This is a genomic window from Marinobacter sp. NFXS11, assembly GCF_040148675.1.
GTDB lineage: Bacteria > Pseudomonadota > Gammaproteobacteria > Pseudomonadales > Oleiphilaceae > Marinobacter.
The window spans coordinates 461969-486724 of the sequence record NZ_JAGDDV010000001.1 but is presented as its reverse complement, the minus strand read 5'-3'; the positions used below and the strand labels follow the sequence as shown (position 1 = coordinate 486724).

Genomic DNA, 24756 nt, shown 5'->3' with positions numbered 1-24756 from the left:
ACGATTACTCCTTGCCCTGGCGGCCGACAGGTTCAATCAACAGGTTACCCACCTTGTCCACTTCCGCCTGATAGCCGGGGAAGACGACGGTGGTGGAATCCATTTCGGTAACGATCGCTGGCCCCGGCACAACATGCCCCGGACAAAGTCGCTCGCGATCGTAGAGCGTGGCGTTATGATCGGCGCCGTTGAAGTAGATCAGGCTCTCACCGGTAATGGCCTCGGGCAGATCAGTCGCCTCGGCCGACCACTCCCGTTCGGTAATATTCGGGCGCGGCGCTCGGGCGATAGCGCGCAGGTTAACCAGTTCATGCTCTTCGTCGAGGGAGAAGCTGAACAGCTGCTCGTGCTCGGCGTCGAAAGCGCTCTGGAGAAGACCGAGGCCTTGCTCCAGGAGCGCCTCCGGCGATACATCCTGAGTCAGCAGCAGCGCCTGGCCCTGGTAACGCACGTCGGCCTGCCAGGTAATCGTCTGCTGGTCGGCCGGAATATCCTGCTGTTCAAGAGACTCGGTGACCTGGCGGGTAAGCCCCTCCAGAATGCCAACTACGCCGTCTTTGTCGAGCTGGGAGAAGCCCTTGACAAGGGATCGGGACGCCTCATCTTTGACTCGGGTGGTAGCATCACCATAGGCGCAGAGCACACCGGGAGATGGCGGCACAATCACCGGCCACGCATCCATCAGGATGCCAAGGGCATTGGCGTGCAACGGACCTGCGCCACCAAAACCGCACAAGGCGAATTCCCTCGGATCATAGCCCTGTTCCACGGAGATCAGTCGCAGAGCGCCGAACATGTGTTCATTGGCAATGCGCACTATGCCCTCCGCCGCTTCTTTCAGGGGCACGCCCATGGCATCCGCAACTTTCTGGACAGCGGCCTCCGCCAGATCCTTCCGGATTTCCATGTCGCCACCAAGTTTCTGATTGGCAGGCAGGTAACCCAGAACCACGTTCGCATCGGTTACGGTAGGCTGATCCCCCCCCTTGTTGTAGGCCGCCGGCCCCGGCTCTGCTCCGGCGCTGTCAGGGCCCACACGGAGCGCTTTCGTCAGTTCCGGTACAAACGCGATGGAGCCACCGCCGGCACCCACGGTTCGAACATCGACCGATGGAGCACGAACGGCCACATCCCCGACTCGGGTCTCCCGGCGCAAGCGTGCGTGGTTATCCTCGATCAGCGCCACGTCCGTGGAGGTACCGCCCACATCGAAGGTGAGTACCCTGTCAAAGCCACCTCGGGAACAGAACCAGATGGCACCCGCAACACCTCCAGCGGGACCGGACAGCAGCAGGTTGACGGGTGTGTAAGAGGCCGAGTCACAGGTAGCCAGGCCACCGTCGGAGCGCAGGATCGAAAGCTGCACGTCATCGGCCAGACGAGCCTGGATCTCCGCTTCGAGATGGTCCAGGTAGCTGGAGACCTCCGGACGCACGAAGCTGTTGACCACCGTCGTCTCGGTGCGCTCATATTCCTGCATTTCCGGGACCACACGGGAGGAGAGTGATACCGGGATGCCCGGCATCACTTCCTCGGCAATCTCGGCTATGCGCTCTTCGTGCACACCGCTGGCGTACGCGTTGATCAATGATACCGTCAGCGCTTCAATGCCCGCGTCACGCAACTCTTCGAGCTTCGCCCGGATATCTGCCTCGTCCAGCGGCGTGACCACTTCGCCACTGGCGCTCAGGCGCTCAGCCGCTTCCACCGTATGCTCGAGGGGCGCCAGCAGCGGCTGTTTCTTGAAGATAACCCAGCCGCCCAGGCCACCTGGCACAAACGATCGGGCAATATGCAGAACCTGCTTGTAACCCTGGGTAGTCACCAGGCCGACCTTGGCACCCTTCTGGGTGAGGATGGCGTTGGTGGCAACCGTGGTGCCGTGCATCACCGATCGGATCTGTTTCGGATCAATGCCCGAGGTGCGGCAGATCTTCTCGATCCCGTTCAGCACCCCCACGGACGAATCCGAGGGGGTCGAGGGGACTTTGGCGGTATAGGTTGCGCCAGTATCATCGTTGATAAGGAGCAAGTCCGTGAAGGTACCGCCCACATCAACCCCTAGTCGAAAGCTCATACGTGTCTCCTGACTGTTCTCTGTCGGGTTTGGGCCGGCGTCAGCGAACTGCTGCCTGCTCAAGCTCGCGCAAACTGATGGAATTGCCATCAAACCCATCGGTGTTCAGTTTGGCGCTGGGGGCCAGAACAAAGATGGTAGCGTGACGGCGCTGGTAATCGATGGTGAAGCCCGCGTTGGAGACAATGCCCCGATCGCCATCCTCGGTCTCAATGGTGCGCAGGTTGTAATTCATCCATTTCCAGAACTCGCCTTTACGATCGTAAACGTCTGCCATGTAGAATCGTGGGAACTGGGTATCCATGTACATGACTTTCTTGCTGTACGGATGCTCGGGCGGAGCGACGGCCTCGATCACCCAGACCTCACGGGGCTCCCACTGGTCCTTCGGGTTCCAGTAAGGGGCGTTGTCCAGATCAACAATCGGGAACGCATCATTGCCACTGGCATCGTCGTTCCAGGCGGTGGACTGACTGTTGGCGACCACAAGAACCTTGCGCTTGCCAAGCAGCTTGTACTCGGGGTACCAGGTGGGGTGGGCGTTAAAGATCTCGATGTCATCATTCAGCTGGTCGGTACCTCCGATCGGATCCATCCAGGTGCCACCGGAAAGGCGGCGGGTGCGACGGACCGATTTGATGTACGCCCAGCTGTCATCCAGCTTCGGGCTGTCGTAACGCACGGTGAAAAGGCCGAGGCCACGGATGTCGGCAGGATAGGTGGCGTAGAGCAGCTGTTTCCAAAGTACATCGCCGTCGCCCTCTACGGTGCTTTCTTCACCCAGACGACCTTTCATGTAGTAGCGGCGCAGAACCCACTCCTGGGTACGTTCCAGGCCCCGTTCGTCATCCACAAACAGGTAGGCAAACTCTGGGTAGTCCTGGAAGTTCTTGGTGGGCTGGGCAACATGATGGTTCCAGATGAGTTTTTCAGCGGCGTAGTCCGTGTTCTCGTCCACGTTCGGGAACGGCATGCCGGCCTGCCAACCTTCCATCATCCGGGTGTCCGGATTGAACGTGGCGCTGGCAGAATACTGCTCGGTGGCCGCCATGTAATCCTCACCCAGTTTGATAGGTTCCGGATCCTTCAGGGTGATCTCCAAGCCCTCTTCCCGGATCAACCGCTTCTGCAGATCAGTCAGCAGACCGTCAAGGCTGTCACCGTGGAAGGTATCTGACAGACGCTGGTCCAGGTTACCCGCGTTTAAGGTGTCACCAGCCGACAGTTCAGCGGCCTGCAGGAAGCCCGAGCCGGCCATAAGGCCCACAGCGAGGGCGAGACTCTTAACGGATGTCATTGTTTTCATTGTTACTCTCCTCATGTGCTCAGAACTGGTAGGTCAACCGCGCAAGCAGTTGATCGTTGCCGGAGAAGTACCCGAACAGGTTGGTATCGTTGAAGCCCTGGAGAGGGCGCTCCTGATCCTTCTCGTGGAAGAAGATGTCCGCCTCCAGGCGCACACGGATGTGGTCTCCGTAGGCCAGCTCGACCGCCGGAATGACAAAGCCACCGCCGTAGGTCAGATCCGAGCCGATGGCCAGGGACGGGTTGATCTGGTCGTTGGCGTAGTTGGTGGCCAACACAGCGGTGATGATGCTGCTGAATTCCTCGGTCTCGCCGCCGAAGCCAGCGAGATTGACCAGTTGCTCCTCTTTCTCGTAGTCGGTAATCCAGTTGTTAAACAGCTGAACAGTGAAGAAGGAAGGGCGGCTGGTACCCAGCACGTCCTGCAGATCCAGCTGCTTGTCGACCCGGAACATGGACCGGAACAGCTTTTTCTCTTCAATGCCACAGAAGCCAGGGAAGAAACCACATCCGGGCCCTTCGGCGATACTCTCGATACCGACGTTGTAGGGAGCGTTCGGGATATAGGCCAGTTCGGTGCTGAACACGAGATCGGGACCCGCGAAATAGTTGTTGGCGGTCACGCCAAAGACATCAATGAACGGATAGATGAACTCGCCAGCTTCGGTGGCACCGCCCTCGTAGACGCCCTCATAAGGTCCGGTCTGCAACTGCGGCTGACCCGGATTGGTGGCGGGGTTGGGATTCACAACAGGATTAGGGTTGGGCCCCCGGAACCAGCCAACCGAGTATCCCCAGTCACCGGCCAGACCGCTCCAACGCAGACCGAAGGAATCGTCATCCATGTCGGCGTCCGGATGATCATAGTTGTACTTCACATTGGCTCCGAACGGAGCTGATGCAAAGGTGATGCCCTTGTTCGGATTGTTGGCCCAGCGGCCGCCTTCCACGTCGTAGCTGTTGCCACGATCCTTTCCGTCGTTTAGCTGGCCGGGTATGTACAGCACCTGGAGGCTGCCATCGAGGTCGTAGAACTGCTGGGTCAGGTTGACCATGTTGAGCGGTTTGCGAAGCTCCTCGTTTTCCGGCTCAAGGAAGGAGCGCCACCGGAAGTCGTAACCGTGCACCACATCCAACAATTGGAAGAAGTCGGTTTCGCCCCAGACCACCTGTTGCCGCCCCACCTTGATGTTGGTGGAATCGGTAAGATCACCCTGCACCCAGAATTCCCGGAGTTCCTCGTCGTCGTAGACGTCATCGCGGAGGTTAACGCTGGAGCCTGCGGCACCACCGGTAGCCGCCCACTCATCCATGACATCCTGAAGATCCTTACCATAGTCGGTCGGCGATTCGCGGGAAATCCGGCCGGTAATTTTGGTCCGCCAGTTACCGAAATCGCGGTAGAGGTCGAGCTTGCCAACTGTACGCGCCATCGACAGGTCGTAGCGGTAGTCATCCCTTTGCTCTCCATCCGGGCCGATTAACGTCGGATTCTCAAGGTTCCAGGACAGGTACTGTCGGATGTATCCGCTGACCTCCCAATCTTTGGTCAGCCAGTCCTCCTCGGCCGAGGCCACCTGAGGCATACCCACCGACGCTGCCAGCACAGCACTGGCCAGAAGGCCTCGCTGCCAGGGACGGTGAATCGAGGTTGAGTTATTGTTTTCTCTCTTCATGTTGGTACCCATCATCAGTGAGTGGATTGCGCCAGCCGTTCCATCCCGTGGTCGGAGTCGGCCGTTTGGGGGCGGTCACCAAAGATGAACTTCGGCTTCAGCACCCGAACCAGGGATGGCATGACGAACAGCGAGGTGAACGCTGAAACGAGCAGCCACAGCCCAATTAAGGTGCCCATCTCCGCCTGGAATCGCAGCGAAGACAGGGACCAGAACAAAACGCCGGCCGCAAGGGTCACAGACGTGAGGAGCACGCCGCGGCCGGCAGAAAACAGGGATTGGCGAATAGCATCCATGGGGTCTGCCCCGGGATCTTTTTCCAGGTATTCCTTCACCGAATCGACGATGTAAAACGCGTAGTCCACGCCCAGACCAATCCCGAGGGCGACGACAGGCAGAGTGCTGATACTCATGCCGATGCCTTGCCAGGCCATGAAGGCAAAGGTCACCACGTTGGAGATCAGCACCGGAACAATGAAAAAGATGCCGCTGGCCGACGAGCGGTAAACGGCCAGGCAGGAAAGGATGACCACCAGCAGGGCCAGAGCGATGGCCTCGATCTGATCGGACAGCAGGATTTCGTTGACCGCGGCAATAATGCCCAGGGAACCACCCGCCAGACGCACATCCACGCCTTCGAGGGGATTTTCCTCAATGTACCGACGGATCTGGTAGGTGGCCTGACGCAGGGTCTCGCCCTGACGGTCCCGGAAGAACAGGATCACCGAGCCGTTCTGGAACAGCGGGTCGGCGAACTGGGCCAGATCGTCCGGCGCGGCGCCCTGCATGTAAAAGCTGATCAGTTCGCCATTTTCCAGTTGGGTAGCGCCCAGCTCCCGATAACGGGGATTGCCTTCGTACAGGTTGCGGCGCACATCCACCACAATATCAGCCAGTGAGACACTGCCTCCCACTGAAGGCAGGCGCTCCATACGGCGCTGGAAACCCTGCATCCAGGCCAGGACATCCGGGCGCTTGAGCGCGTCCTCCTGCTCGCCCTCAAGCACCACGAACATCTGCTCGGTACCGGGGTAATTGGCGTTGATCAGGGCGCTGTCACGGTTGAACTGGGAATCTTCCCAGAGGATGGGCGAACCGGTGGTAGCGTCGCCGATGGTCAGATCCGTGGCCTTGAACACGAGGGCGGCAACAAGAATCAGCGTGATCGGCAGAACGAAGAACCGGGCCCGGGTCTCGACCACTTTTACAGCCAATGACAGCACGGCGTTCAGCAGAAAGCGCAGGTTCAGCGGATGTGCATTGCGCAGGGGCGCCTTGACCCAGCTAAGCAGCACCGGGGTCAGAATTACCGCGGAGAAGCCGATGGTCATTACCCAGATCGCGCCGATGATGGAGACTTTCTGCAGTAGAGGGATGGGCGTGAGCACGACACAGAGGATGGCGCCGGCATCGGATACCAGCCCCAGCAGACCGGGCCTGAACAATTCCTTCATGGTCTGCTCGGCGGCCTTGCGCGGCTGCACACCTTCGCCGTCGCAGAGGTCGTCAAACCGGGTGATTAACTGAACTGCGTGGCTAAAGCAGCGCGCGGTGATGATAAACGCCACCACAATCACCAGTGGATCGAAGTTGAAGCCCAGCAGAACCCCGATACCCAGGGCCCAGATGGTAGACACCACACCACTGAGCAGAGGCAGCAGGGTGCCGCGCCAGGTGCGGTTCAGCAGGAACAGTGCAAACAGCATGGCGCCTAGGGAGATCAGGGCAATGGAGACAGTTTCATCCAGGTAGAAGTCGACCCAACCGTAGAGAATAGGCTCCCCCACCACATGATGCGTTACCTGATCGGCCACCGGGGAGTCATCCAGAATCCCCTGGACCTGCGGGAAAATCTTGCTGTAGTCCACCAGATGGTCATAGAAATCCATCTGAATCAGAGTCGAGGACAGGTCGGGCTCGACGTAGATTCCGTAAACCAGTGGGTTGTTGATGATGGCCTCGCGAAGGGCCTCAATGCCGGCATCGGATTCCGGGACATCCGGCCACATCAGCGGTACGCTCTCGATACCCATCGACGAAGCACTGACGGACTTGAGCTTGCGGGAAGCAAGAGATACTACCTGGAACGGGTTAACGCCGCTCACCTTTGCCAACTCCCGGGTAATCCGTTTAACTTCCTCAAGGATCGGCTGGGTCATGATATCGCCGTCACGAGCCTGGACCAGGATCGACACCTTGTTGCTGCCGCCGAAGGTATCCTTGTAGGTCTCATGCACGTCCACGTATTCATGGTCGCTTGGCACCATATCGCTGAATACGGTTCGTACGTCGATCTTCAGCAGGGTCAGTGCCATTAACAGAGTGGACACGAAGATAATGGCAGTCACCCAAACACGGTGACGGATGCAGAATTCGGAGAGGGAACGGGCAAATGCACTGATCATGATCAGATTCCCCCTGCCATGGCATCCGGCCAGGTCTGCCAGCTGTCATCAGAAAGCAGTCCAATCGTCTGGCCCGCGATCAGTACACCATTCTTTACAGGCTCCAGGCGTGCGTGGTATCCGTTGGCAAAGTTACCAGGCTGAAGCGCCTGCCACCGAGTTCCGTCCTCTGAGCTAAGCAGCACCCCGCCATTGCCGGTGGCGAGCCAGCGTTGACTGTCGTGAATCACGTCGTAGAGATGCTCCGAAGTCGGTGAAGGGGTCTTTTCCCAGGTCTGGCCGCCGTCGACGCTGCGGAATATCACGCCGCCATTGCCAACAATCACGCCGTCATTGCCATGGAAGGCCACCGAGCGCAGGCTTTCGTAGCCCAGTTCTTCGCCCTGCCAGGACTGGCCGTTATCCCGGGAGTGATAGAGAGTGCCAAATTCAGCGGTAATCCAGAGTTCGCCGGCTTCAGTCCGGGCAATATCGTTCAGGGCAACGTCACCTTCGATACTGAGGTTCTGCCACTGGTTCGCCTGGGCGTCGGAGCGGAACACTGCACCCATCTCGCCGATGGCCCAGAAATGACCGTCAAGCCAGGCCACTTCAATCAATTTACCGGCAATGTCGGACACCGGTAACTGCAACGGCTCCCATTCGCCATCGCCATGATGACGGAAAGTCCAGCCAGCATTCCCCACCGCCAGCACGGTACCGTTATCATCGGAAGCAATACCCTGGAGGTTCACGTTTTCGGGCATCACATGCCGATGCCAGTCCTCAAGGGTTTCTCCAGCTTCCAGCACCAGGCCGTTGTTGCCAGCGAACCAGTACCGGCCAGCTTCCGAGGCGCTGACGTCATAGAACAGATCCCGCGGTTCGTTCAGTGGCTGGGGCAGAGGCAGAGGTTCCACACCGGGTTTGATGAAAGCCGCGGCGTAGGCCAGGCCACCAACGATGGCCCAGGGTGCCAGCTGCGCGGTAATCCCAAGCACCTTAACCACCATGACCGGCCTCCCCGAGCAGCTTGGCACGCTGCTGGCTCAACCAGCGAAAGCTCTTGCCACCGAGGGGCACGCCCGTGAGCTCTTCGGCCAGGTGAACCAGAGGCACCAGATCCAGCGGATCAATACCGGTGTCATGGCCCATACTGTTGAGCAGGAGTACCACATCCTCCGTGGCGACATTGCCGGTCGCGCCCGGTGAGAAAGGGCAACCGCCGAGACCGCCGATGGAGGAATCGAATTCACAAACACCCCGATCCACCGCCACTGTGATATTGGCGAGGGCCATGCCCCGGGTATCGTGGAAGTGGCAGGAAAGTCGGTCTGCACCAACTTCCGGAACCACCAGGTCCAGAACCTGACGGACCTGGGTCGGGTTGGCAGCACCAATGGTATCGGCGATGATAATTTTGGCGGCCCCGGCCGAATGCATCAGCCGCGCATATCGGGCAACGACCTCCGGATCAACCAGACCTTCGAAGGGACATTCAAAGGCAACCGCGAGATAGGCCTGCACCTCGACCCCTTCCCGATGCCCGCGTTCCACAATGGCTTTGCACACATCAGCAGTCTCATCCAGGGACATCCGAATATTTTTCTGGTTCATGGTATCGGTAACCGACAGAACCACGTTGACAACCTTTGCCCCGGCGGCGGTGGCCAGCTGGTAACCCTTCATATTGGGCACCAGCCCTGCATAGCGAACCTTGTCGCTCGCTGGCAGACGGCTGAAAAGTTCGTCGGTGCCCGCCATTTGCGGAACCGCTTTCGGGGAAACGAAACTGCCGGCTTCAATATTTCGCAGCCCGGCACCCACAAGCGCCTCGATCAACTGCGCCCTGGCGTCCACACTCAATGTCTTGCCCTGGCTCTGTAAGCCGTCGCGGGGTCCGACGTCGTTGACACGCACCTTCATGGCTGCCTCCTTATCCGATGGCCTGCATGGCTTTGAGTTCTGCAATCCGCTCATCGCTATAGCCCAGGGACTTCAGGACATCTTCGGTGTGCTGGCCCAGCAGGGGCGGCGCGGTGTAGGAATCTGAAGAGTCGACGCTGAGCTTGATCGGGTTGCCCGGCGCCTTGACGGTGCCACCATCGAACTGGGGAATATCCACCACCATGTTGCGGAACAACACTTGGGGGTCGCTAAGGGCATCGGAGAACTTGTTGACCGGAGCACAGGGAATGCGGGCGCTGGAGAGCAGCTCCACCCAGTGTTCGGTGGTGTTAGTTTTGAGCAGATCGGTAAGGATGCCGTTGATCTTGTGTTTGTCGGCAAACCGCCCGGGCTGAGTTTTGTAGGCTGGATCCCGCAGCTCATCAATGCTCAAAAGCTCCACCAAGTTGTCCCAGAAGCTGTCGAAGATCACCGCAATAATCACGAAGCCGTTGCTGGTACGGAAGGCATCGTAGGGTACATGGACAAAATGACCGTTGCCGATTGGAGACGGATTGTCGCCGCTGAGGAAATACATTGTTGCCATGTAGTTGAGCATGCTGATCTGGCAGTCGAGCATGGAAATGTCCACATGCTGTCCGTAGCCGTTGACCGCGCGGGAATGTAAGGCCGCCAGGACCCCCATCACCGCAAACATGCCTCCACCAAGGTCGCCAATGGGTATACCAGCCCGGGCCGGATGTTCAGCATCATGCCCGGTGATCGACATGCCGCCACCAATACCCTGGACCACCTGATCAAATGCAGGGCGCTTGAAATTGGGCCCGGCCTGCCCGAATCCAGTCACCGAACAGGTAATGATGCGAGGGTTCACCTTCGATAGATGCTCGTGATCAATCTTGAGCTTCGCTGGCACGCCGGCGGAGAAGTTATCAAGCACGATGTCGGCGTCTTTGACCAAATCATAGAAAGTCTGTAGACCAGCCTCGGACTTCAGATCAATGCAGACGCTCTTCTTGTTGCGATTGAGGGTAATGAAGTAGGCGCCGTGACCGTTGTAGGAATTGCGGGGATCCTTGGCAAGTAGTGAGCGGGTGCCTTCGCCTTTCAGGGGCTCTACCTTGATGGATTCTGCTCCCATGTCGGCCAGCAGCATTCCTGCATAAGGGCCAGACAGCATGTGGGTCAGATCGATTATCCGGACGCCTTCCAGTGGTTTAGTCATAGTCTGTCAGCACACGGTTGTTGGATTGGTGTTGTTGTTCATCAACTGGACGAACCGTTTACACTCAACATCGCAAAGCCGGTGCCAACTCTTGATAGATGCAAAAAGAATCTTTCAAGCCATTGAAAAATAGGTGTTATTTCGTAGGTATAAACACGTAAGAGATGATTGTCAGATAAAGAAAAACCATTTCACTTTGAAATTCTTTAATTCAAAGTGAAATGGTTTTGGGGTTTGACCAGGATGCTAACTCCGGACTGGAGGTAGCCAGACCTTCTAGAGCCCGGAGAACGTAAAATCCACCTCAGGCTTGCGGCCGTCAATAATGTCCGCAAGGGCCGCGGCGGAACCACAGGAATGGGTCCATCCCAGGGTACCGTGTCCGGTATTCAGATAGAGGTTGGCGAAGTGGCTTTTTCCGATGTATGGCACGTTGGAGGGCGTCGCAGGTCGTAAACCGGTCCAGAACTCGGCCTGGTCCCAGTAACCTGCTTCGGGCATGACTTCCGCTGTGCGGCGCACGATAGCGCGGCAGCGGGTATAGTTCAGTTTCCGGCTGTAGCCGTTCAGTTCGGCCGTGCCCGCCACGCGCATGCGATCACCCAGGCGGGAATAAACCAGCTTGTACTCGTCGTCAGTGAGGCTGACATTGAACGCCGCCTCCTCGTTCTTCACCGGTACCGTAATCGAATAGCCTTTGGCCGGGTAGATGTTGAGGAAAATACCGAGCTGACTGGCAAGCGCCGCACTGAAGCTGCCCATGCTCAGCACGTAGGCATCCGCGCGCAGCGTCTCATGATGGCCGTCCCGGAGGGTCTGGATACCGAGTACCCGCTCGCCGGCGCGTTCGAAGCTCAGGATTTCAGTGCCGTACCGGAACTCTACGCCGGCCTCAGCGCAGCGTTTTGCGAGGTTCTGGGTAAACATCCGGGCATCACCGGATTCGTCTTCAGAGGTGTAGGTTGCCCCGGCAATCCGGTTGCGGATCGGCTCGAGTGCCGGCTCCAGCTCTACTGCCCGGTCCGCATCGATAATCTGACGGTCACATCCCAGATCCTGCATGATCCGGGTCGGCTCCATGGCGCCGTCAAACTCCGCAGGATTGGTGTAGAAGTGCAGGATACCCTTGTCGAGATGGTTGTACTCGATGCACGCTTCCTTACGCAGGGCCTGCAACTGGCTGCGGCTGTAGGTGCCAAGATTCACCATCTGGCGGATGTTGTGGGCAGCCCGGGCCGAGGTGCATTGACCCAGAAAAGAGAGCGCCCAGCGCCATTGGGCGGGATCCAGTCTTGGCCGGAACAGCAGGGGCGCGTCGGGCTGGAACAGCCATTTCATGACTTTCAGAGGGGCTGACGGGTTGGCCCACGGCTCCGCATGGGAAACGGAGATCTGACCGCCGTTGGCATAACTGGTTTCCAGGCCGGCCTGGTTCTGGCGATCAACCACAGTTACCTGGTGCCCCTGCTTCTGCAGATACCAGGCCGTGGTAGTACCCACAACGCCTGCGCCCAAAACCAGTATATGCATGCTTGCCTCCGGTCGAACAGAATCCGCCATCCAACGGCATAATTGCGGGGATTTCTGGCCAGATTCCGGTTGGTATGAAACTCGGGATTTGTTAAAGCAGGCTCTATTGTAACGTGAGCGTGGGGGATTTGCGTGTTATACCATCAGCCACCGGCGCGCTTCACCGTCCACCCCTTCTGCTCAAGCAGCGGAACCAGAAGGTCCCGCTGGTCACCCTGGATTTCGACCACACCATCTTTCACTGTGCCACCGGTGCCGCATTTGGCTTTCAGCACCTTGGCATAGGCTTTCAGTTCTTTGTCGTCCAGTGGAATGCCGGTAATCAGGGTGACGCCCTTACCCTTGCGGCCCTTGGTCTCCCGGCTCACTCTGACAATGCCATCCCCGGCAGGCCGTGATGATGTACCGCAGGTACATTCATTCACGGGGTTACGGCAATCCGGGCACATACGCCCCTGCTCGGTCGAAAAAACCAGACCGCCCTCAGATCGCTTCTTCATTCTGTCTCCGTGCTATTCCTGTCTTGTAACGCCTTCAATCGAGACCAGGAGGATACTTGGTAAACATTTCGGCCACGACCTCATCGATCAGTTCTCTTCGGGTCTCGGGTGACTGGTTTTCATTGAGATAGCGCCGACTGGCGGCGCGCCAGACAACTTCTTTCGACTTGCTGTCTGCCAGCTCTAAAACCAGCTTTCCCTCTTCAATTTCACGTACCGGTGGCGGCGCAGACAGGGCCCAGCCGAAATTCCCGCTACCAAAACCAAATCCGAGTCCCAGCCCCGTCTGCTCAAGACGCTCCTCGGGCACGATCTGCCAGCTCACCAGCAAGTCGGCCTCTGCTTCAGGGACCTGTTTCAGCGCTTTGCGATTCAGCTCTCGCTCAACTGCACTGCGCACCCGAGTGCCGTCGAGTGAGGTAAAGGAAGACGAATCGGTGCCACCGGCAAACGCCCAGGAGGAATAATTACCGAAAACCACGGAAGAGTTGTAGTCGGTCACCACGTTGCTGGCACAACCGGTCATGGCCAGTGCAACAACCGCTAACATCAGAAAACGCATCATGATTCCTGTCCTCGATTGAGACTCAGATTTACAAACAGTATACGCCTCGCAGACGCACAACAATGCCCCCGGGATCCGTCACCTTTCAAAACTGTAATCCAGTTTATGGGCATCGCAGAAGGCTCCGAATGCCTCGACCTGGTCCTCGGGAACCAGAACACCAGCCCGTACCGAGGCCCCGTAATCCACCGATTCCACCGATGCCCCGTTCATCTCACACCAGTGCCGCAGCGGTTGCTCGTCAGCAAAGGACAGGCCTACCAGCGCGTCCACCATGGGTTTCTGGACTACACGGTCAACAGCCGACAGCACGCTCTCTGCAGCTCCTGCATAGGCTCGCACCAGGCCACCGGCACCCAGTTTGATGCCACCAAAGTACCGGACCACCATCACCAGCACATCTCCCATATCCTTGTGCTGAATCACGTTAAGAATCGGCTTCCCGGCCGTTCCAGACGGTTCACCATCATCGTTCATACCAGCTTCGGCGGCAGAACCGGGACGCCCGATCTGGTAGGCCCAGCAGATATGCCGGGCATCCGGATGGTCCTGGTGAGCCTGTTCCAGCCAGCCCTTCACCTCCTCCCGCGAACTCACCGGGGCTACCCGGGCAATGAACCGGCTTTTCTTCACTTCCGTTTCACGCTCAAGGTATCCTGCGGGAACGGGGTAATCTTTTTTCATGGACAACGACCTATGGCCTCTGAAGACGAATACAAGAACCCGGGCACGGCAAAGCCCGCGAAGATTCGGAAAGCGGCCTGCGGAATCCGCTTTGACGAAGACGAGCTGCAGGAGGGTATCGACTTTTCCGGCGCCGAAAAACTGAAACCTTCCGACCCGGAGCCGGAGTCAGCCGCCCCCGAAAAACACCGGAAGGCGAAGCGTCACCCGTAAGCCGCCACTTTCTCCCGCCGCTGCCCCGATCATGCCATCGTGGGCCGCTACGATGTCTCTGGCAATGGCCAGGCCAAGCCCCCAGCCCGTGCCCCCACGAGACTTGTCCGCCCGGAAGAATGGCTCGAAAAGCTGGCCGATCAGTTCGTCCGGAACGCCCGGTCCCTCGTCATCAACCGTTAGCGTCAACCAGTCATCGACCACTGTCACGGCCAGATGAATAGCCCTGCCAGGTGGCGTGTGGTCGAGGGCATTCTGGAGGATGTTGTCGATGGCTCGCTGTAAAAGCCCCTCATCACCCAGCACCGACGCCCGTGAACTTTCCGGTGACACCACGAGTTTGCAGTCCACGCCCTGATGTTCGGCGTAGTCCGCTGCATCCTTGAGGACCTGATTGATCACATGCACCAGCCGGAGGGGCTCGCGCTCGATATCGCCGCCGGCTTCGGTAACCCGGTATAACGTCAGTATCTGACCGGTCATGGTTTCAAGCCGTTCGTTCTGGCGCAGAATACTTGCCATCAGCTCTTCGTCCGCACCGGCCTCGTTAGCCAGCTCAATGGCGATGCGCTGGCGGGTGAGCGGCGTTCGCAGATCGTGGGAAATATCCCGAAGCAGATGCTTCTGGCGTTCCAGCAGACTGCAGAGCTGTTCTGTCATGGCGTTGAAGGCCGTGGCCAGCTGCCCTACCTCATCCCGGCGTTGGGCAATCTTTTCGCTGACTCTGAGAGAATTATCCCCGGCAGCAATCGCCTGGGCGGTGCTTTCCATGTGCTTTAAAGGTCGCGATACCAGGCGGGCGATCCACCAGCAGGCCAGGGAAATCATCAGCAGTGCCAGCCCGAGCTCGATAGCCCTGAAGAATCTGGGGTTGAGCCAGCCGGCGCCCTGCACCCGGGGCCATGCCACCAACCGGTAACCGCCGCCCACATCCAGAACCGCAGGTTTCTGCGGGTACCAGCCAGATTTCATGCGGTCGCGGATGAACGAGGGCAGCTTGCCATCGTTTTCATCCTGCTCAAGCAACACCAGAAACAGTTCAAGACGCTCGCCTTCGTCCCGCAGAAAGCGCCACGCTTCGCCACGATCGCCCGCCTCACGGATTGCGATCGCTTCTTCGGCCAGATCCCTGAGACCTGCCTGGCGCTCGATGGCTTCCCGCTCCCGGTCCAGAAGCATCCTGGTCGCCAGGTTACTGGCTACCACGGTGACCGCCATGGCCAGCCAGATCGACAGAAAGATCCGCCAGAACAAAGGAAACATGGGCCGCCGCCTCATTCTGGCACCCGATAGCTGTAACCCAGCCCCCGAACGGTTTCGATCCGGGGCGGGTCGTCGTTGCCCAGTTTTTTGCGAAGGTTGCTGATGTGCATATCAAGAGTGCGGTCGTAAGCCTCCAGCCGTCGACCCAGGGCCCACTGCATGAGATCGGTTTTGCGGACCACGCTGCCTGCGTGCGCCAGGAGAACCTGTAAAACTTCGTATTCGGTAGCCGTCAGCTCCATGGCCACATCGTTCTGGTAGATACGGCGATGGCCGGGTTCGACGCGGAGGTCGCCATAGGTCCGGGCAGCGTTGACTTCGGTTTTCTGGTCCCACGCTATCCGTCGCAGAAGCGCCTGCAGCCGGGCCACCAGCTCACGGGGATTGCAAGGTTTCGGAATGTAATCATCGGCCCCCACCTCGAAACCGACGATCCGATCTGTTTCATCGCCTCGGGCGGTCAGCAGTACCACAGGCAGATGAGTCTCTGCTCTCAGCTCCCGCAATACCTCAAGGCCGCTGATATCCGGCAGCATGATGTCGAGCACCACAATATCGCAGTCCTGACCCAGCGCCAGAGCCAGGCCATCCCGGCCATTGGCAGCCTCGCGGACGGTAAATCCCTGATTGCTCAGGTAACGGCCAAGCAATTCCCGCAATTCATCATCGTCCTCAACCAGTAACACCCTGTTTTGCATCTTGCCTCTCCACCTGTCGTGCCGGCCACGGTTGCTGCCTGAAGTCTAACACGCTACCCGCATGCCGCTGATTCGGGTCTGGCCGCTTTGCAGAACCTTTACACAGGCTGCCGGGGTGATCAGAAGCCGTTTTCTGACGTATGGTATCGGGTACACAAAGGAGCTTTCCCTCACCATGTCAGAACCCGGACCAGCGACTCTTACACTGGAAACCTGTACCAGCATCAACGACATTCCTGCCCGGGAGTGGGAACGGTTGGCTGGGCATACCAATCCTTTTCTTCGCTACGAGTTTTTCCAGGCTCTCGAAGCATCCGGCTGCACATCCCCGGAGACCGGATGGTCACCAAGTCACCTCGTGTTCCGGATGGCTGGCAGGATTGTTGGCCTGGCGCCGGCTTTTCTGAAGAGCCATTCCATGGGTGAGTATGTTTTTGACTGGGCCTGGGCCGAAGCCTATCAACGGCACGGGCTGGCGTACTATCCAAAATTACTGATCGCCATTCCCTTCACGCCCTCCTCCGGGCCAAGACTGCTGCTGGATCCGGAGATTCGACAACAGCTGACACCGGAACAGATTCATCACCTGTTGGACAAGCTGACGGACGAACTGGGGGCCCACTCCTGGCACCTGCTGTTTCCGGACAGAGAGGACCAGAAACTGCTCCACCACGAGCAAGAGCTTCACCGCATCGGATGTCAGTTTCACTGGCATAACCATGACTACCGGAATTTCGAGGACTTTCTGGCAGCGCTGACGTCCCGCAAGCGCAAGTCCATCCGCAAGGAACGTCGCCAGGTTGCGGACCAGGGCATTTCCTTTACGCGCTTTCATGGCCGTGATATTCCGGAGCACGTGCTTTCCGCGTTCTACGTGTTTTACCAGGCAACCTACCTGAAACGGGGCCAACGGCCGTACCTCAACAAGCGATTCTTTGAGCTGCTTCTGGAACAGCTACCCGAACACGTACATCTGGTGATGGCAGTGCGCGAGGGCGAAATGATTGCCGGTGCCCTGTTCCTGGCGGGCAAAACCACCCTCTACGGGCGTTACTGGGGTTGCCTTGACGAATACAACCACCTGCACTTTGAAACCTGCTACTACCAGGGCATCGAACTGGCGATGGACCTCGGCCTCAGCCATATTGATGCCGGCGCCCAGGGCGAACACAAACTGGTACGTGGCTTTGAGCCGGTAATCACCCACTCCTGGCATGGTATTTTGCACCCCGGCTTCCGCGAAGCCATCGAGAACTTCACCCACGAAGAAGCGGAACACGTCCTCGGTTACTTTAAAGATGCCGAATCCGCGCTGCCCTTTCGACAGCAGACGCCGGATTAACTTCTATACTGATAGACCCAGACAGCATTTGTGCGGGGGTCAGACGCTATGGGTACAGACCCATTTTGGAGCATGCTATCGGCAGGCGGCCTGCCGCTTCTGCTTTCGGCGGCAGCGCTGGGCATGGCCGTTATTGCCCTGTTTATTGGATCAGGAACTCGTCGCCGTAATCAGGACCAGTTGGCCGCGTTGCGGGAGCGTTCAGATACACTATGGCGGGAAGTTGACGACATACGGGTGGCACAATTCAATCGTCCCGGCGAGGCCGGCAACGGCACTTCGGGCTCGGCAGTGGAAGAAGCCCGCTATCAAACAGAAGTGGAAGCGTACGCCAAGATCTGGCCCCAGGTATGGCATCTCCATGAACGCCTGGGGATGTTCCTGAGGGCGGTGGAAGCCGGCGAGGCGGCCGGCGAACTCAGACTGGAAGCCCGCAACGCGGCCCTGGAGGCCCGAAATCTGCTTAACCGGAACCGCCCCTTCTGCACGGAGTCCGTCGATGAACTGGTTACCCGGCTGATTGATGCCGAGATCAAGGCGCACCTTGCGGCCTGCCAGTATCTGGACCTACTCAAAGATGTCTCCAGTGACTCATCCAATCACGACCGACGGGTATTGCAGGAAAAGTGCCACAGCCTGCATGAGGGCGAAGCCCGGGAACTAATGAACCAGCTGGTTTCGTCCATTCGGCACCGGGCAATTCGAAGCAGCTAAAAGGCGCCCATTCAGCTGTTGACGATACGGAACCCTACTTTCATCACGACCTGATAGTGGCCAACCTTGCCATCAACGATATGGCCGCGGGTTTCGGTTACCTCAAACCACTCCATATTGCGGACGCTTTTTCCACACTCCTCGAGTGCGTTCTCGATGGCATCTTCAATGCTCTTCTTGGAAGAACCGACAATTTCCACTTTTTTATAGACGTGATGATCAGACATAAAAGACTCCTGAAAATGCAACTTGTACCTTTCAGCCTAGAAGACAAGCTACCTGCCAGCAAACCGCAGCCCGGCGGCGCCCTCATCTGACAACTAACGACCGGCGTACGTATCCACTACAATCAATGCTGGGATCCGGAACTTTCTGTGACCTACAGAGTCCCGGCTATCCTCACTCTCTGGACTGGGTTCATGAAACGATTTTTCAAATATACAGGCTGGCTATTCGGTGCCGTACTCCTGCTACTTGCCGGCCCGATCCTGCTTGCCACCAGTGGCAGCCTGCAGGGAGCCGAGAGCTGGCAAACAGCCACCCGGGAAAGCGCCCGGATTGCCCCTCTGCCAGAACAGGCCGAGGAAGCCATCGTTCAGGTATACGGCGCCCGGGCCTGGAGTTGGCGAGGTTACTTTGCTGTCCATACCTGGATAGCCACCAAGGAAAAAGGGGCCAGCCATTATCGGGTTCATGAAGTGACCGGCTGGCGCAGCTACGTGGTCAATTCCCGACCCGGTGAGCCCGACAGACACTGGTACGGTGCAAAGCCGAACCTCTATGCGGATATCCGCGGCGAAGAAGCCGAAAAGCTGATTCCCGACGTCTACCAGGCAGTGGCGTCCTACCCCTACCCGACCGAATACGAAGCCTGGCCCGGCCCCAACAGCAACACCTTCGTGGCCTGGGTAATCAGGGAGGTTGAGGGTCTCGATGTGGCTCTGCCGAACCACGCGATCGGCAAGGACTACCTCGGCGACAGTATTATCGCAGAGGTTCCGGGTGGCGCGGGTTATCAGGTCTCACTGGGTGGGTACTTGGGTGTGCTGGCGGGTGTCCGCGAGGGACTGGAGTTGAACCTTTTAGGCCTCTCTTTCGGTATTAATCCGTTGGCGCTGGGAGTAAAACTACCTGGCATTGGAGAGCTGGCCCTGAGAAATACCAATCCAATGACCAAGCCCTCCATGGAGTAAACAGACGGCCCGGCCGGGGGCAAGGCTCCCGACCGGACCTGCCTCGGAGTCAATCCCTACAAGCTGGCAAACTCCAGATACCGGCTCGCCGCCTGCTTCTTTTCGTCCTGGCTATTCAGCATTTCCAGCCGCATCTTATCGATCAGCTTCAGGTAATCATCAAGCGGTGATTCGGGCTTGCCGGCGTCTTTCGATTCCTCGATAAACGCCTTCTGCTTTTCGCGGATCTCGTTCAGCTTCTCGAGCGCTGAACGTATCGCTTCCACCCTGGCCTCCACCAGGCCATTGCCGCCGCGGTCTGGCGAGCCACGCTCCGTGCTCAGGACCGTCTCAGCGGCCGGCGCTTCGGCGGCATTCTGTTCTGCAAGATCGATTTCTTCCAGGGTGCGGACCTCACCGTCGGTGCTCAGATAGATTCCCGATCCCTTGATCTGGCCCAGCGGCACACCCTGACTGTTGGCCAGCGTGAAGCGGTCTTCCACATTGTCCACATAAAGCGCCTGAACGCCGACTTCTGAGAGGGATTTCAGAGCCTGTGAGCCGTCTGCACTCTGGACCCACACCGATAACGACGCGAAGATTTCATCATTGGCATCGATCCAGCGGTTGCCGTCGTCATCAAAACGGGCCAGCTCGCCAAAGCCGGAGCCGCTCCGGGGACCAAACAGCTCGGAGCCGTCGTCCACCTTGCCGTTGCCATTTCGGTCCAGCACCAGATAGCCGCTACCGCTGCCCAGGGTGGCAAACTGCCCGGTTTCACCGTTACCGTTCAGGTCGAACTCGAAGAGGGTATCGGTCAGGCGGGCTGAGGCAGTGCCGAAGTTGATCACCAGAGGGTCGGTGAGTGGCCGTTCCTGAATCTGCACCAGTTCCGAGTACTCGTAGGTCCGGGACTGGGACTGTCGCAGTGACAGGGTGAAGTCGATGGTCTCGCCATTCTCCAATGCGATGGTGCCAGTGGAGGCAAAGCTTCTGGATTCGCTCTCCGAGTAAAACATATAGCGTCCGGCAGAAACCGAGAGACTGCCCCGACCCTCGACACCCGCATCACCACCGAGCGCGGCACGGCTGACGCTCAGTGCCTGCTGGCCCATCAGAAACAACTCCGAGGTTTTCTCGGCAAGCTGCGCACTGGTGAAGACGCTCTGCTGACCGCCATCCGTCACGGTGCTGCTGCCGCTGAAGGCGAGCTGCTCCTGGCTGCTGTAACGATAGGCAGCCTGGCGCATGAGCGTTAGCTCTGAGCCAACCGCGTTCTCATTGGCCTGCGGCGCAGCGGCAGATTGCCGGTTGATGCGGAGCTGCGTGCTGTCGAAAGCCGATACCTGGCGGGAGCTGTCCTGGAAAAGCGAAATCTGGCTGGAGGAAATCATGGCTTCGGGTACCTGTAATTACTACACAGGTATATCGGCCGCGAGCCCCCGGACTTGAGCAGTTTTTAATCACTTCAGATTCGAGAGGTTACGCCAGAAACCGCACGATCCCGGCGGCGGCAATCCCTGCGGCAATGGCTGGGAGGGGTTTGCGCAGCGCCAGCATGGTAACGGCAGTCGTGGTCAGGGCCGCCAGCGCTCCGGCGTCCCCCGTCACCGCCATCGGCACGATGATGGCGATCAGGACCGAGCTGGCCATGGTGTTGATAAAGCTCTCGATACGAGGATTGATCTTCACGAACGACATGATGAACACGCCGCCAAAACGGGTTACCAGTGTAACGGCGGTCATGATCGCAATCAGGAAGAGAATACCGGCTGTGGTGGTCTCAACGGTCATGGGTGCTGTCCTCCGCGTCAGAAGCAGGCGCAGGCTTTCGCTCGAGCCAGAAAAACCCGATCGCACCACCGGCGAGCGCGCCCACGACGACGTGGGTATTCGCCGGCAACCATTTCCAGGCCGCCAATGAAGCCAGCGCTGTAACGGTCCAGGCCACGAGCACTCTCGGGGATTTCTTGCCGCCCAGCGCCATGGCCAGGAGGAAACAGCCGAGAACCATGTCCAGGCCCAGGGATTTGGGATTCTGCAAGAGACCCCCAAAGTACACACCCAGGCCCGTGCCGATGATCCAAGCCCCCCACAGCGCAAGACCACCACCGAGAATAACCTCCAGGTTGCGCCGGCCACTCTGGTATTCCTGGGCCGAGACCGCCCAATTGGCATCGGTCAAAAGCAGCAACAGGCTATAACGTTTACCAGGGGGGAGGTCCTTCAGCATGGGGTACAAAGAGGCACCCATCAAAAGATGGCGGGAATTAATGGCGAACACCACGGCCATCATCGGAAGAACGGAGACCTCCGCTCCCCACATATCAACGGCGGCAAACTGGGAAGCCCCTGCAAACACCGTGGCACTCATCAGAACTGCCTGGAGCGGCTCAAGGCCTTTTTGAGTAGCTGCCAAGCCAAAGGCAGCGCCAAACGCCACCACAAACAAGGAGATGGGAAGCAGCCGGAAAAACTCCACTCGCACCCGAGCCGGCTGGAGCTGATAAGAATAGGAAGCGACAGACATCAGGGGAAACTAGGTCAGTTTCCCCGATACGCGTATAGGTAGTTTCCGCAGAATCACAAAATCTGAGACTAATGGATCAGGTTTATGCCTTTAAAGCAGGCGGGCAACACTGTGAACGCTATGCACCTGTCCCGAAAGTCTCGAGATCCCGGGAATGCGCACCGCTCCCAACAGTTCGCTTTTGCATGTTGACGTTAACGTCAATTGCCGCTAATTTGTTTTTCGTCCAGCCCCAAAAGGGCACTTTCGGTGGGCCACCCCCAGCGGATATACCGGACACCTGAAATCGGAACGCCGGCCACAAGCCGGCAGACAAGAACAAGATACCCGCTCATGCCGAGATCCGGCCGGTGGGAGAGGATTTCACAATGCTATTCAGCCATCCCGAGTTCGATAACCACGAACATCTGTCCTTTTTCTGCGATCCCGAAACCGGTCTCAAGGCCATTGTAGCCATCCACAACACCTCCCGAGGCCCTGCTCTCGGCGGCTGCAGGATGTTTCCCTATGCCTCTGATGAAGCGGCCGTGCGCGATGTACTGCGCCTGTCACGGGGCATGACCTACAAATCCGCCCTTGCCAACCTGGATCTGGGTGGCGGCAAATCGGTGATTATCGGCGACCCACGCAAACAGAAAACCGAAGCGCTGATGGAGGCCCTGGGGCGCCATCTGGAAAGTCTCGGCGGGCAATACATTGCGGCGGAAGACTCCGGCACCAGCGTACCCGACCTCAAGGTCATGGGCCGGCATACCAGCCACGTTGCAGGCATCGCCTCTCGCACCGGTTTCGATGGCAACCCCAGCAACGGCGATCCGTCACCGGCAACCGCCTACGGCACTTTTATAGGCCTGAAGGCGGCGGTAAAACACCAGCTCGGTCGGGACAATCTCAAAGGGCTGAAGGTAGCTATTCAGGGCATCGGCAATGTCGGTTTCCGTCTGGCCAAACACCTGAGGGACGCCGGTGCGGAACTCTGGGTCTATGACATTCACGAAGAAAACATGCAGCGGGCAGTGGATCAGCTGGGGGCCAGACCGGCCGCAGCCGAGGATATCCTGTCTTTGCCGGTAGACGTGGTTGCGCCCTGTGCCATGGGCGCGGTACTGAACGATGACAGCATTCCACAGCTGCAAGCCCGCATTGTGGCCGGTGCCGCCAACAACCTGCTGGAGCACCCGGAACACGACGCCATGCTGCAGGACCGGGGCATTCTCTATGCACCGGATTTCGCCATCAACGCCGGTGGCATCATCGATGTTTTCTACGAGCGAACCGGCGCCACACCGGAAACCGTTCGCGCCCACGTCGATACCATCGGCGATACCCTGACCGAAATCTTCAACCGTGCCGACCGCTCGGGTCGCCCCACCGGGGAGATTGCCAACGAGCTTGCCGAGGAACGGTTCAAAAAGCACACCGCCGGAGCCGGACAGGCACCTGAGCGGTTGGCCCGCACCGGCTGAACTGACACCGGCGCACCCCCAGGAAGCTGCAGACAGCTGCGGCTTCCCTCTTAAACCCTGATACAAAAACAAATACTCCGGGAGATAGTTATGTCCGTCACTTCTTCAGATTCCGCCGCTTATTCCGGGGCGCTTGAAGGTTCAAACGCCCAACGCGGGCTCTGGTCTTCACGTCTGGCCTTTATTCTTGCCGCTACCGGCTCTGCCGTCGGCCTGGGCAATATCTGGAAATTTCCTTATGTGACCGGTGAGAACGGTGGCGGCGCCTTCGTGCTGGTGTATCTGCTGTGCATCGCGGTCGTCGGGATTCCCATCATGATGGCGGAAGTCATGATCGGTCGTCGCGGTGGCAGGAGCCCAGTCAAGAGTCTGAGCCTGATCGCCGAGCATGACCGACTCAAGCCGGCCTGGAAGCTGGTCGGTGCCATCGGCATTCTGGCGGGTTTTCTGATTCTGTCGTTCTACTCGGTCATCGGTGGCTGGGCCATTTCCTACGTAGGCACTACCGCCAGCGGCCAGCTTGCCGGGCAGTCTGCCGACGCCGTAGGCGCCATCTTCTCGGGCCTTCTAAGCGATCCCACCAAACTGCTGGCCTGGCATACCCTGTTCATGGCTATGGTGATGGTCGTGGTAGTGCGAGGCGTTCGCTCGGGGCTTGAGCGGGCTGTCAGCATTCTCATGCCGGCCCTGTTCGTGCTGCTGCTGATCGTGGTCGGCTATGCAATGACAACCGGGCACTTCGGGCAAGCCGCCGCCTTCCTGTTCCAGCCCGATTTCTCCAAGCTCACAACATCCGGAATACTGGTAGCCCTGGGACACGCGTTCTTCACCCTGAGCCTTGGTATGGCGGTCATGATGGCTTATGGCTCTTACCTGCCCAAGAACATTTCCATTGCCAAGACATCGATCACCGTATCGGTCATCGACACCGGCGTGGCACTGCTCGCAGGCCTGGCCATCTTCCCGATTGTGTTCGCGAACGGCCTTGAGCCGGGAGCGGGGCCGGGGCTGATCTTCCAGACCCTGCCGCTGGCCTTCGGCCAGATGCCCATGGGCTCCCTGTTCGGCACCCTGTTCTTTGTACTTCTGATCTTTGCCGCCTGGACGTCGGGGATTTCGCTGTTGGAGCCGATTGTGGAGTGGCTGGAAGAGCGTAAAGGCATGAACCGCACCGTCAGCACTCTCGGCGCCGGTTTTGTCTGCTGGGGACTTGGAATTGCCTCGATTCTGTCCCTGAACCTCTGGTCCGACTTCGCACCGCTTGGCTTTGTCCCCATGCTGGAAGGCAAAACCATTTTCGACCTGCTGGACTTCTTCACTGCCAACATCATGCTGCCGCTGGGCGGTTTGCTGGTTGCCCTGTTTGCAGGCTGGGTGATGTCGCGCGAGGCCATGGAACAAGAGCTGGCCCTGTCGCCGGGCATGTTCAACCTGTGGCTGATCACCGTGCGGTTCGTGACCCCAGTAGCGGTGGCCGTGGTGTTTATCTACAACCTGATGTAAC

General features: G+C 58.6%; 23 protein-coding genes. 6 read left to right on the top strand and 17 right to left on the bottom strand.

Annotation, left to right across the window (positions count from 1 at the left end; translation table 11 throughout):
- Positions 1-4: 4 nt before the first annotated feature.
- From J3362_RS02400 to J3362_RS02350, 11 genes are all read right to left on the bottom strand, one after another.
- Positions 5-2077, bottom strand: coding sequence for a hydantoinase/oxoprolinase family protein (locus tag J3362_RS02400; RefSeq protein WP_349517970.1), 2073 nt, complete (start codon positions 2075-2077; stop codon positions 5-7).
- Between the two features lie 40 nt (positions 2078-2117).
- Complete coding sequence (locus J3362_RS02395; protein WP_349517969.1) at positions 2118-3383, bottom strand: DUF1329 domain-containing protein; 1266 nt, start codon at positions 3381-3383, stop codon at positions 2118-2120.
- Between the two features lie 19 nt (positions 3384-3402).
- Positions 3403-5058 carry a DUF1302 family protein gene (locus tag J3362_RS02390; protein ID WP_349517968.1) on the bottom strand — a complete coding sequence of 552 codons (1656 nt, stop codon included), beginning with the start codon at positions 5056-5058 and terminating at the stop codon, positions 3403-3405.
- Positions 5059-5072: 14 nt separating this feature from the next.
- On the bottom strand, positions 5073-7463 hold the full coding sequence (locus J3362_RS02385) for an efflux RND transporter permease subunit (RefSeq protein ID WP_349517967.1): 2391 nt from the start codon (positions 7461-7463) through the stop codon (positions 5073-5075).
- Between the two features lie 2 nt (positions 7464-7465).
- Positions 7466-8455, bottom strand: coding sequence for a WD40/YVTN/BNR-like repeat-containing protein (locus J3362_RS02380; RefSeq protein ID WP_349517966.1), 990 nt, complete (start codon positions 8453-8455; stop codon positions 7466-7468).
- Complete coding sequence (locus tag J3362_RS02375) at positions 8445-9368, bottom strand: hydroxymethylglutaryl-CoA lyase (RefSeq protein WP_349517964.1); 924 nt, start codon at positions 9366-9368, stop codon at positions 8445-8447. Before J3362_RS02375 ends, J3362_RS02380 begins: the two co-directional genes overlap by 11 nt.
- A 10-nt stretch (positions 9369-9378) precedes the next feature.
- Positions 9379-10575, bottom strand: a complete 1197-nt coding sequence (locus J3362_RS02370) for a CaiB/BaiF CoA transferase family protein (RefSeq protein WP_349517963.1) — start codon at positions 10573-10575, stop codon at positions 9379-9381.
- 276 nt (positions 10576-10851) lie between these two features.
- Positions 10852-12105 carry a D-amino acid dehydrogenase gene (locus tag J3362_RS02365; RefSeq protein ID WP_349517962.1) on the bottom strand — a complete coding sequence of 418 codons (1254 nt, stop codon included), beginning with the start codon at positions 12103-12105 and terminating at the stop codon, positions 10852-10854.
- 143 nt (positions 12106-12248) lie between these two features.
- The gene (locus J3362_RS02360; RefSeq protein ID WP_104269875.1) at positions 12249-12605 is read right to left on the bottom strand and encodes a translation initiation factor Sui1; all 357 of its coding nucleotides are present in this window, start codon (positions 12603-12605) and stop codon (positions 12249-12251) included.
- A 34-nt stretch (positions 12606-12639) separates the two neighbouring features.
- Complete coding sequence (locus J3362_RS02355) at positions 12640-13167, bottom strand: DUF4136 domain-containing protein (protein WP_349519236.1); 528 nt, start codon at positions 13165-13167, stop codon at positions 12640-12642.
- Between the two features lie 81 nt (positions 13168-13248).
- The gene (locus tag J3362_RS02350) at positions 13249-13854 is read right to left on the bottom strand and encodes a YigZ family protein (RefSeq protein ID WP_349517961.1); all 606 of its coding nucleotides are present in this window, start codon (positions 13852-13854) and stop codon (positions 13249-13251) included.
- A 12-nt stretch (positions 13855-13866) separates the two neighbouring features.
- Here J3362_RS02350 and J3362_RS02345 point away from each other — a divergent pair, with 12 nt between their 5' ends.
- Complete coding sequence (locus J3362_RS02345) at positions 13867-14067, top strand: hypothetical protein (protein WP_349517960.1); 201 nt, start codon at positions 13867-13869, stop codon at positions 14065-14067.
- On the opposite strand, the gene J3362_RS02340 is transcribed toward J3362_RS02345, so the two are convergent.
- Positions 14023-15345, bottom strand: coding sequence for a sensor histidine kinase (locus J3362_RS02340; RefSeq protein WP_502882402.1), 1323 nt, complete (start codon positions 15343-15345; stop codon positions 14023-14025). The genes J3362_RS02345 and J3362_RS02340 overlap by 45 nt on opposite strands.
- Positions 15342-16028, bottom strand: coding sequence for a response regulator transcription factor (locus J3362_RS02335; protein ID WP_349517958.1), 687 nt, complete (start codon positions 16026-16028; stop codon positions 15342-15344). Before J3362_RS02335 ends, J3362_RS02340 begins: the two co-directional genes overlap by 4 nt.
- 175 nt (positions 16029-16203) lie before the next feature.
- On the opposite strand from J3362_RS02335, the gene J3362_RS02330 reads away from it, so the two are divergent.
- Both J3362_RS02330 and J3362_RS02325 read left to right on the top strand, forming a co-directional pair.
- Positions 16204-17370, top strand: coding sequence for a GNAT family N-acetyltransferase (locus J3362_RS02330; protein ID WP_349517957.1), 1167 nt, complete (start codon positions 16204-16206; stop codon positions 17368-17370).
- Between the two features lie 48 nt (positions 17371-17418).
- The gene (locus J3362_RS02325; protein ID WP_349517956.1) at positions 17419-18084 is read left to right on the top strand and encodes a hypothetical protein; all 666 of its coding nucleotides are present in this window, start codon (positions 17419-17421) and stop codon (positions 18082-18084) included.
- An 11-nt stretch (positions 18085-18095) separates the two neighbouring features.
- Here J3362_RS02325 and J3362_RS02320 read toward each other — a convergent pair whose 3' ends face one another.
- On the bottom strand, positions 18096-18311 hold the full coding sequence (locus tag J3362_RS02320) for a dodecin (RefSeq protein ID WP_148609369.1): 216 nt from the start codon (positions 18309-18311) through the stop codon (positions 18096-18098).
- A gap of 192 nt (positions 18312-18503) precedes the next feature.
- Between J3362_RS02320 and J3362_RS02315 the strand changes: the two genes are divergently transcribed.
- Positions 18504-19277 (top strand): DUF3750 domain-containing protein, encoded by a 774-nt coding sequence (locus tag J3362_RS02315; protein WP_349517955.1) that lies wholly within the window; start codon positions 18504-18506, stop codon positions 19275-19277.
- Positions 19278-19333: 56 nt separating this feature from the next.
- Here the strand turns inward: J3362_RS02315 and J3362_RS02310 are convergent, their stop codons facing one another.
- The 3 genes from J3362_RS02310 to J3362_RS02300 form a co-directional block, all read right to left on the bottom strand.
- Positions 19334-20650, bottom strand: a complete 1317-nt coding sequence (locus J3362_RS02310; protein WP_349517954.1) for an SPM autocatalytic domain-containing protein — start codon at positions 20648-20650, stop codon at positions 19334-19336.
- A gap of 88 nt (positions 20651-20738) precedes the next feature.
- Positions 20739-21050, bottom strand: a complete 312-nt coding sequence (locus tag J3362_RS02305) for an AzlD family protein (protein WP_008173928.1) — start codon at positions 21048-21050, stop codon at positions 20739-20741.
- Positions 21040-21786: an AzlC family ABC transporter permease gene (locus J3362_RS02300; protein WP_349517953.1), complete on the bottom strand. Its 747-nt coding sequence runs from the start codon at positions 21784-21786 to the stop codon at positions 21040-21042. Before J3362_RS02300 ends, J3362_RS02305 begins: the two co-directional genes overlap by 11 nt.
- A gap of 368 nt (positions 21787-22154) precedes the next feature.
- On the opposite strand from J3362_RS02300, the gene J3362_RS02295 reads away from it, so the two are divergent.
- Both J3362_RS02295 and J3362_RS02290 read left to right on the top strand, forming a co-directional pair.
- Positions 22155-23252 carry a Glu/Leu/Phe/Val family dehydrogenase gene (locus tag J3362_RS02295; RefSeq protein WP_349517952.1) on the top strand — a complete coding sequence of 366 codons (1098 nt, stop codon included), beginning with the start codon at positions 22155-22157 and terminating at the stop codon, positions 23250-23252.
- Between the two features lie 90 nt (positions 23253-23342).
- Positions 23343-24755: a sodium-dependent transporter gene (locus tag J3362_RS02290; RefSeq protein ID WP_349517951.1), complete on the top strand. Its 1413-nt coding sequence runs from the start codon at positions 23343-23345 to the stop codon at positions 24753-24755.
- Position 24756: the final 1 nt, after the last annotated feature.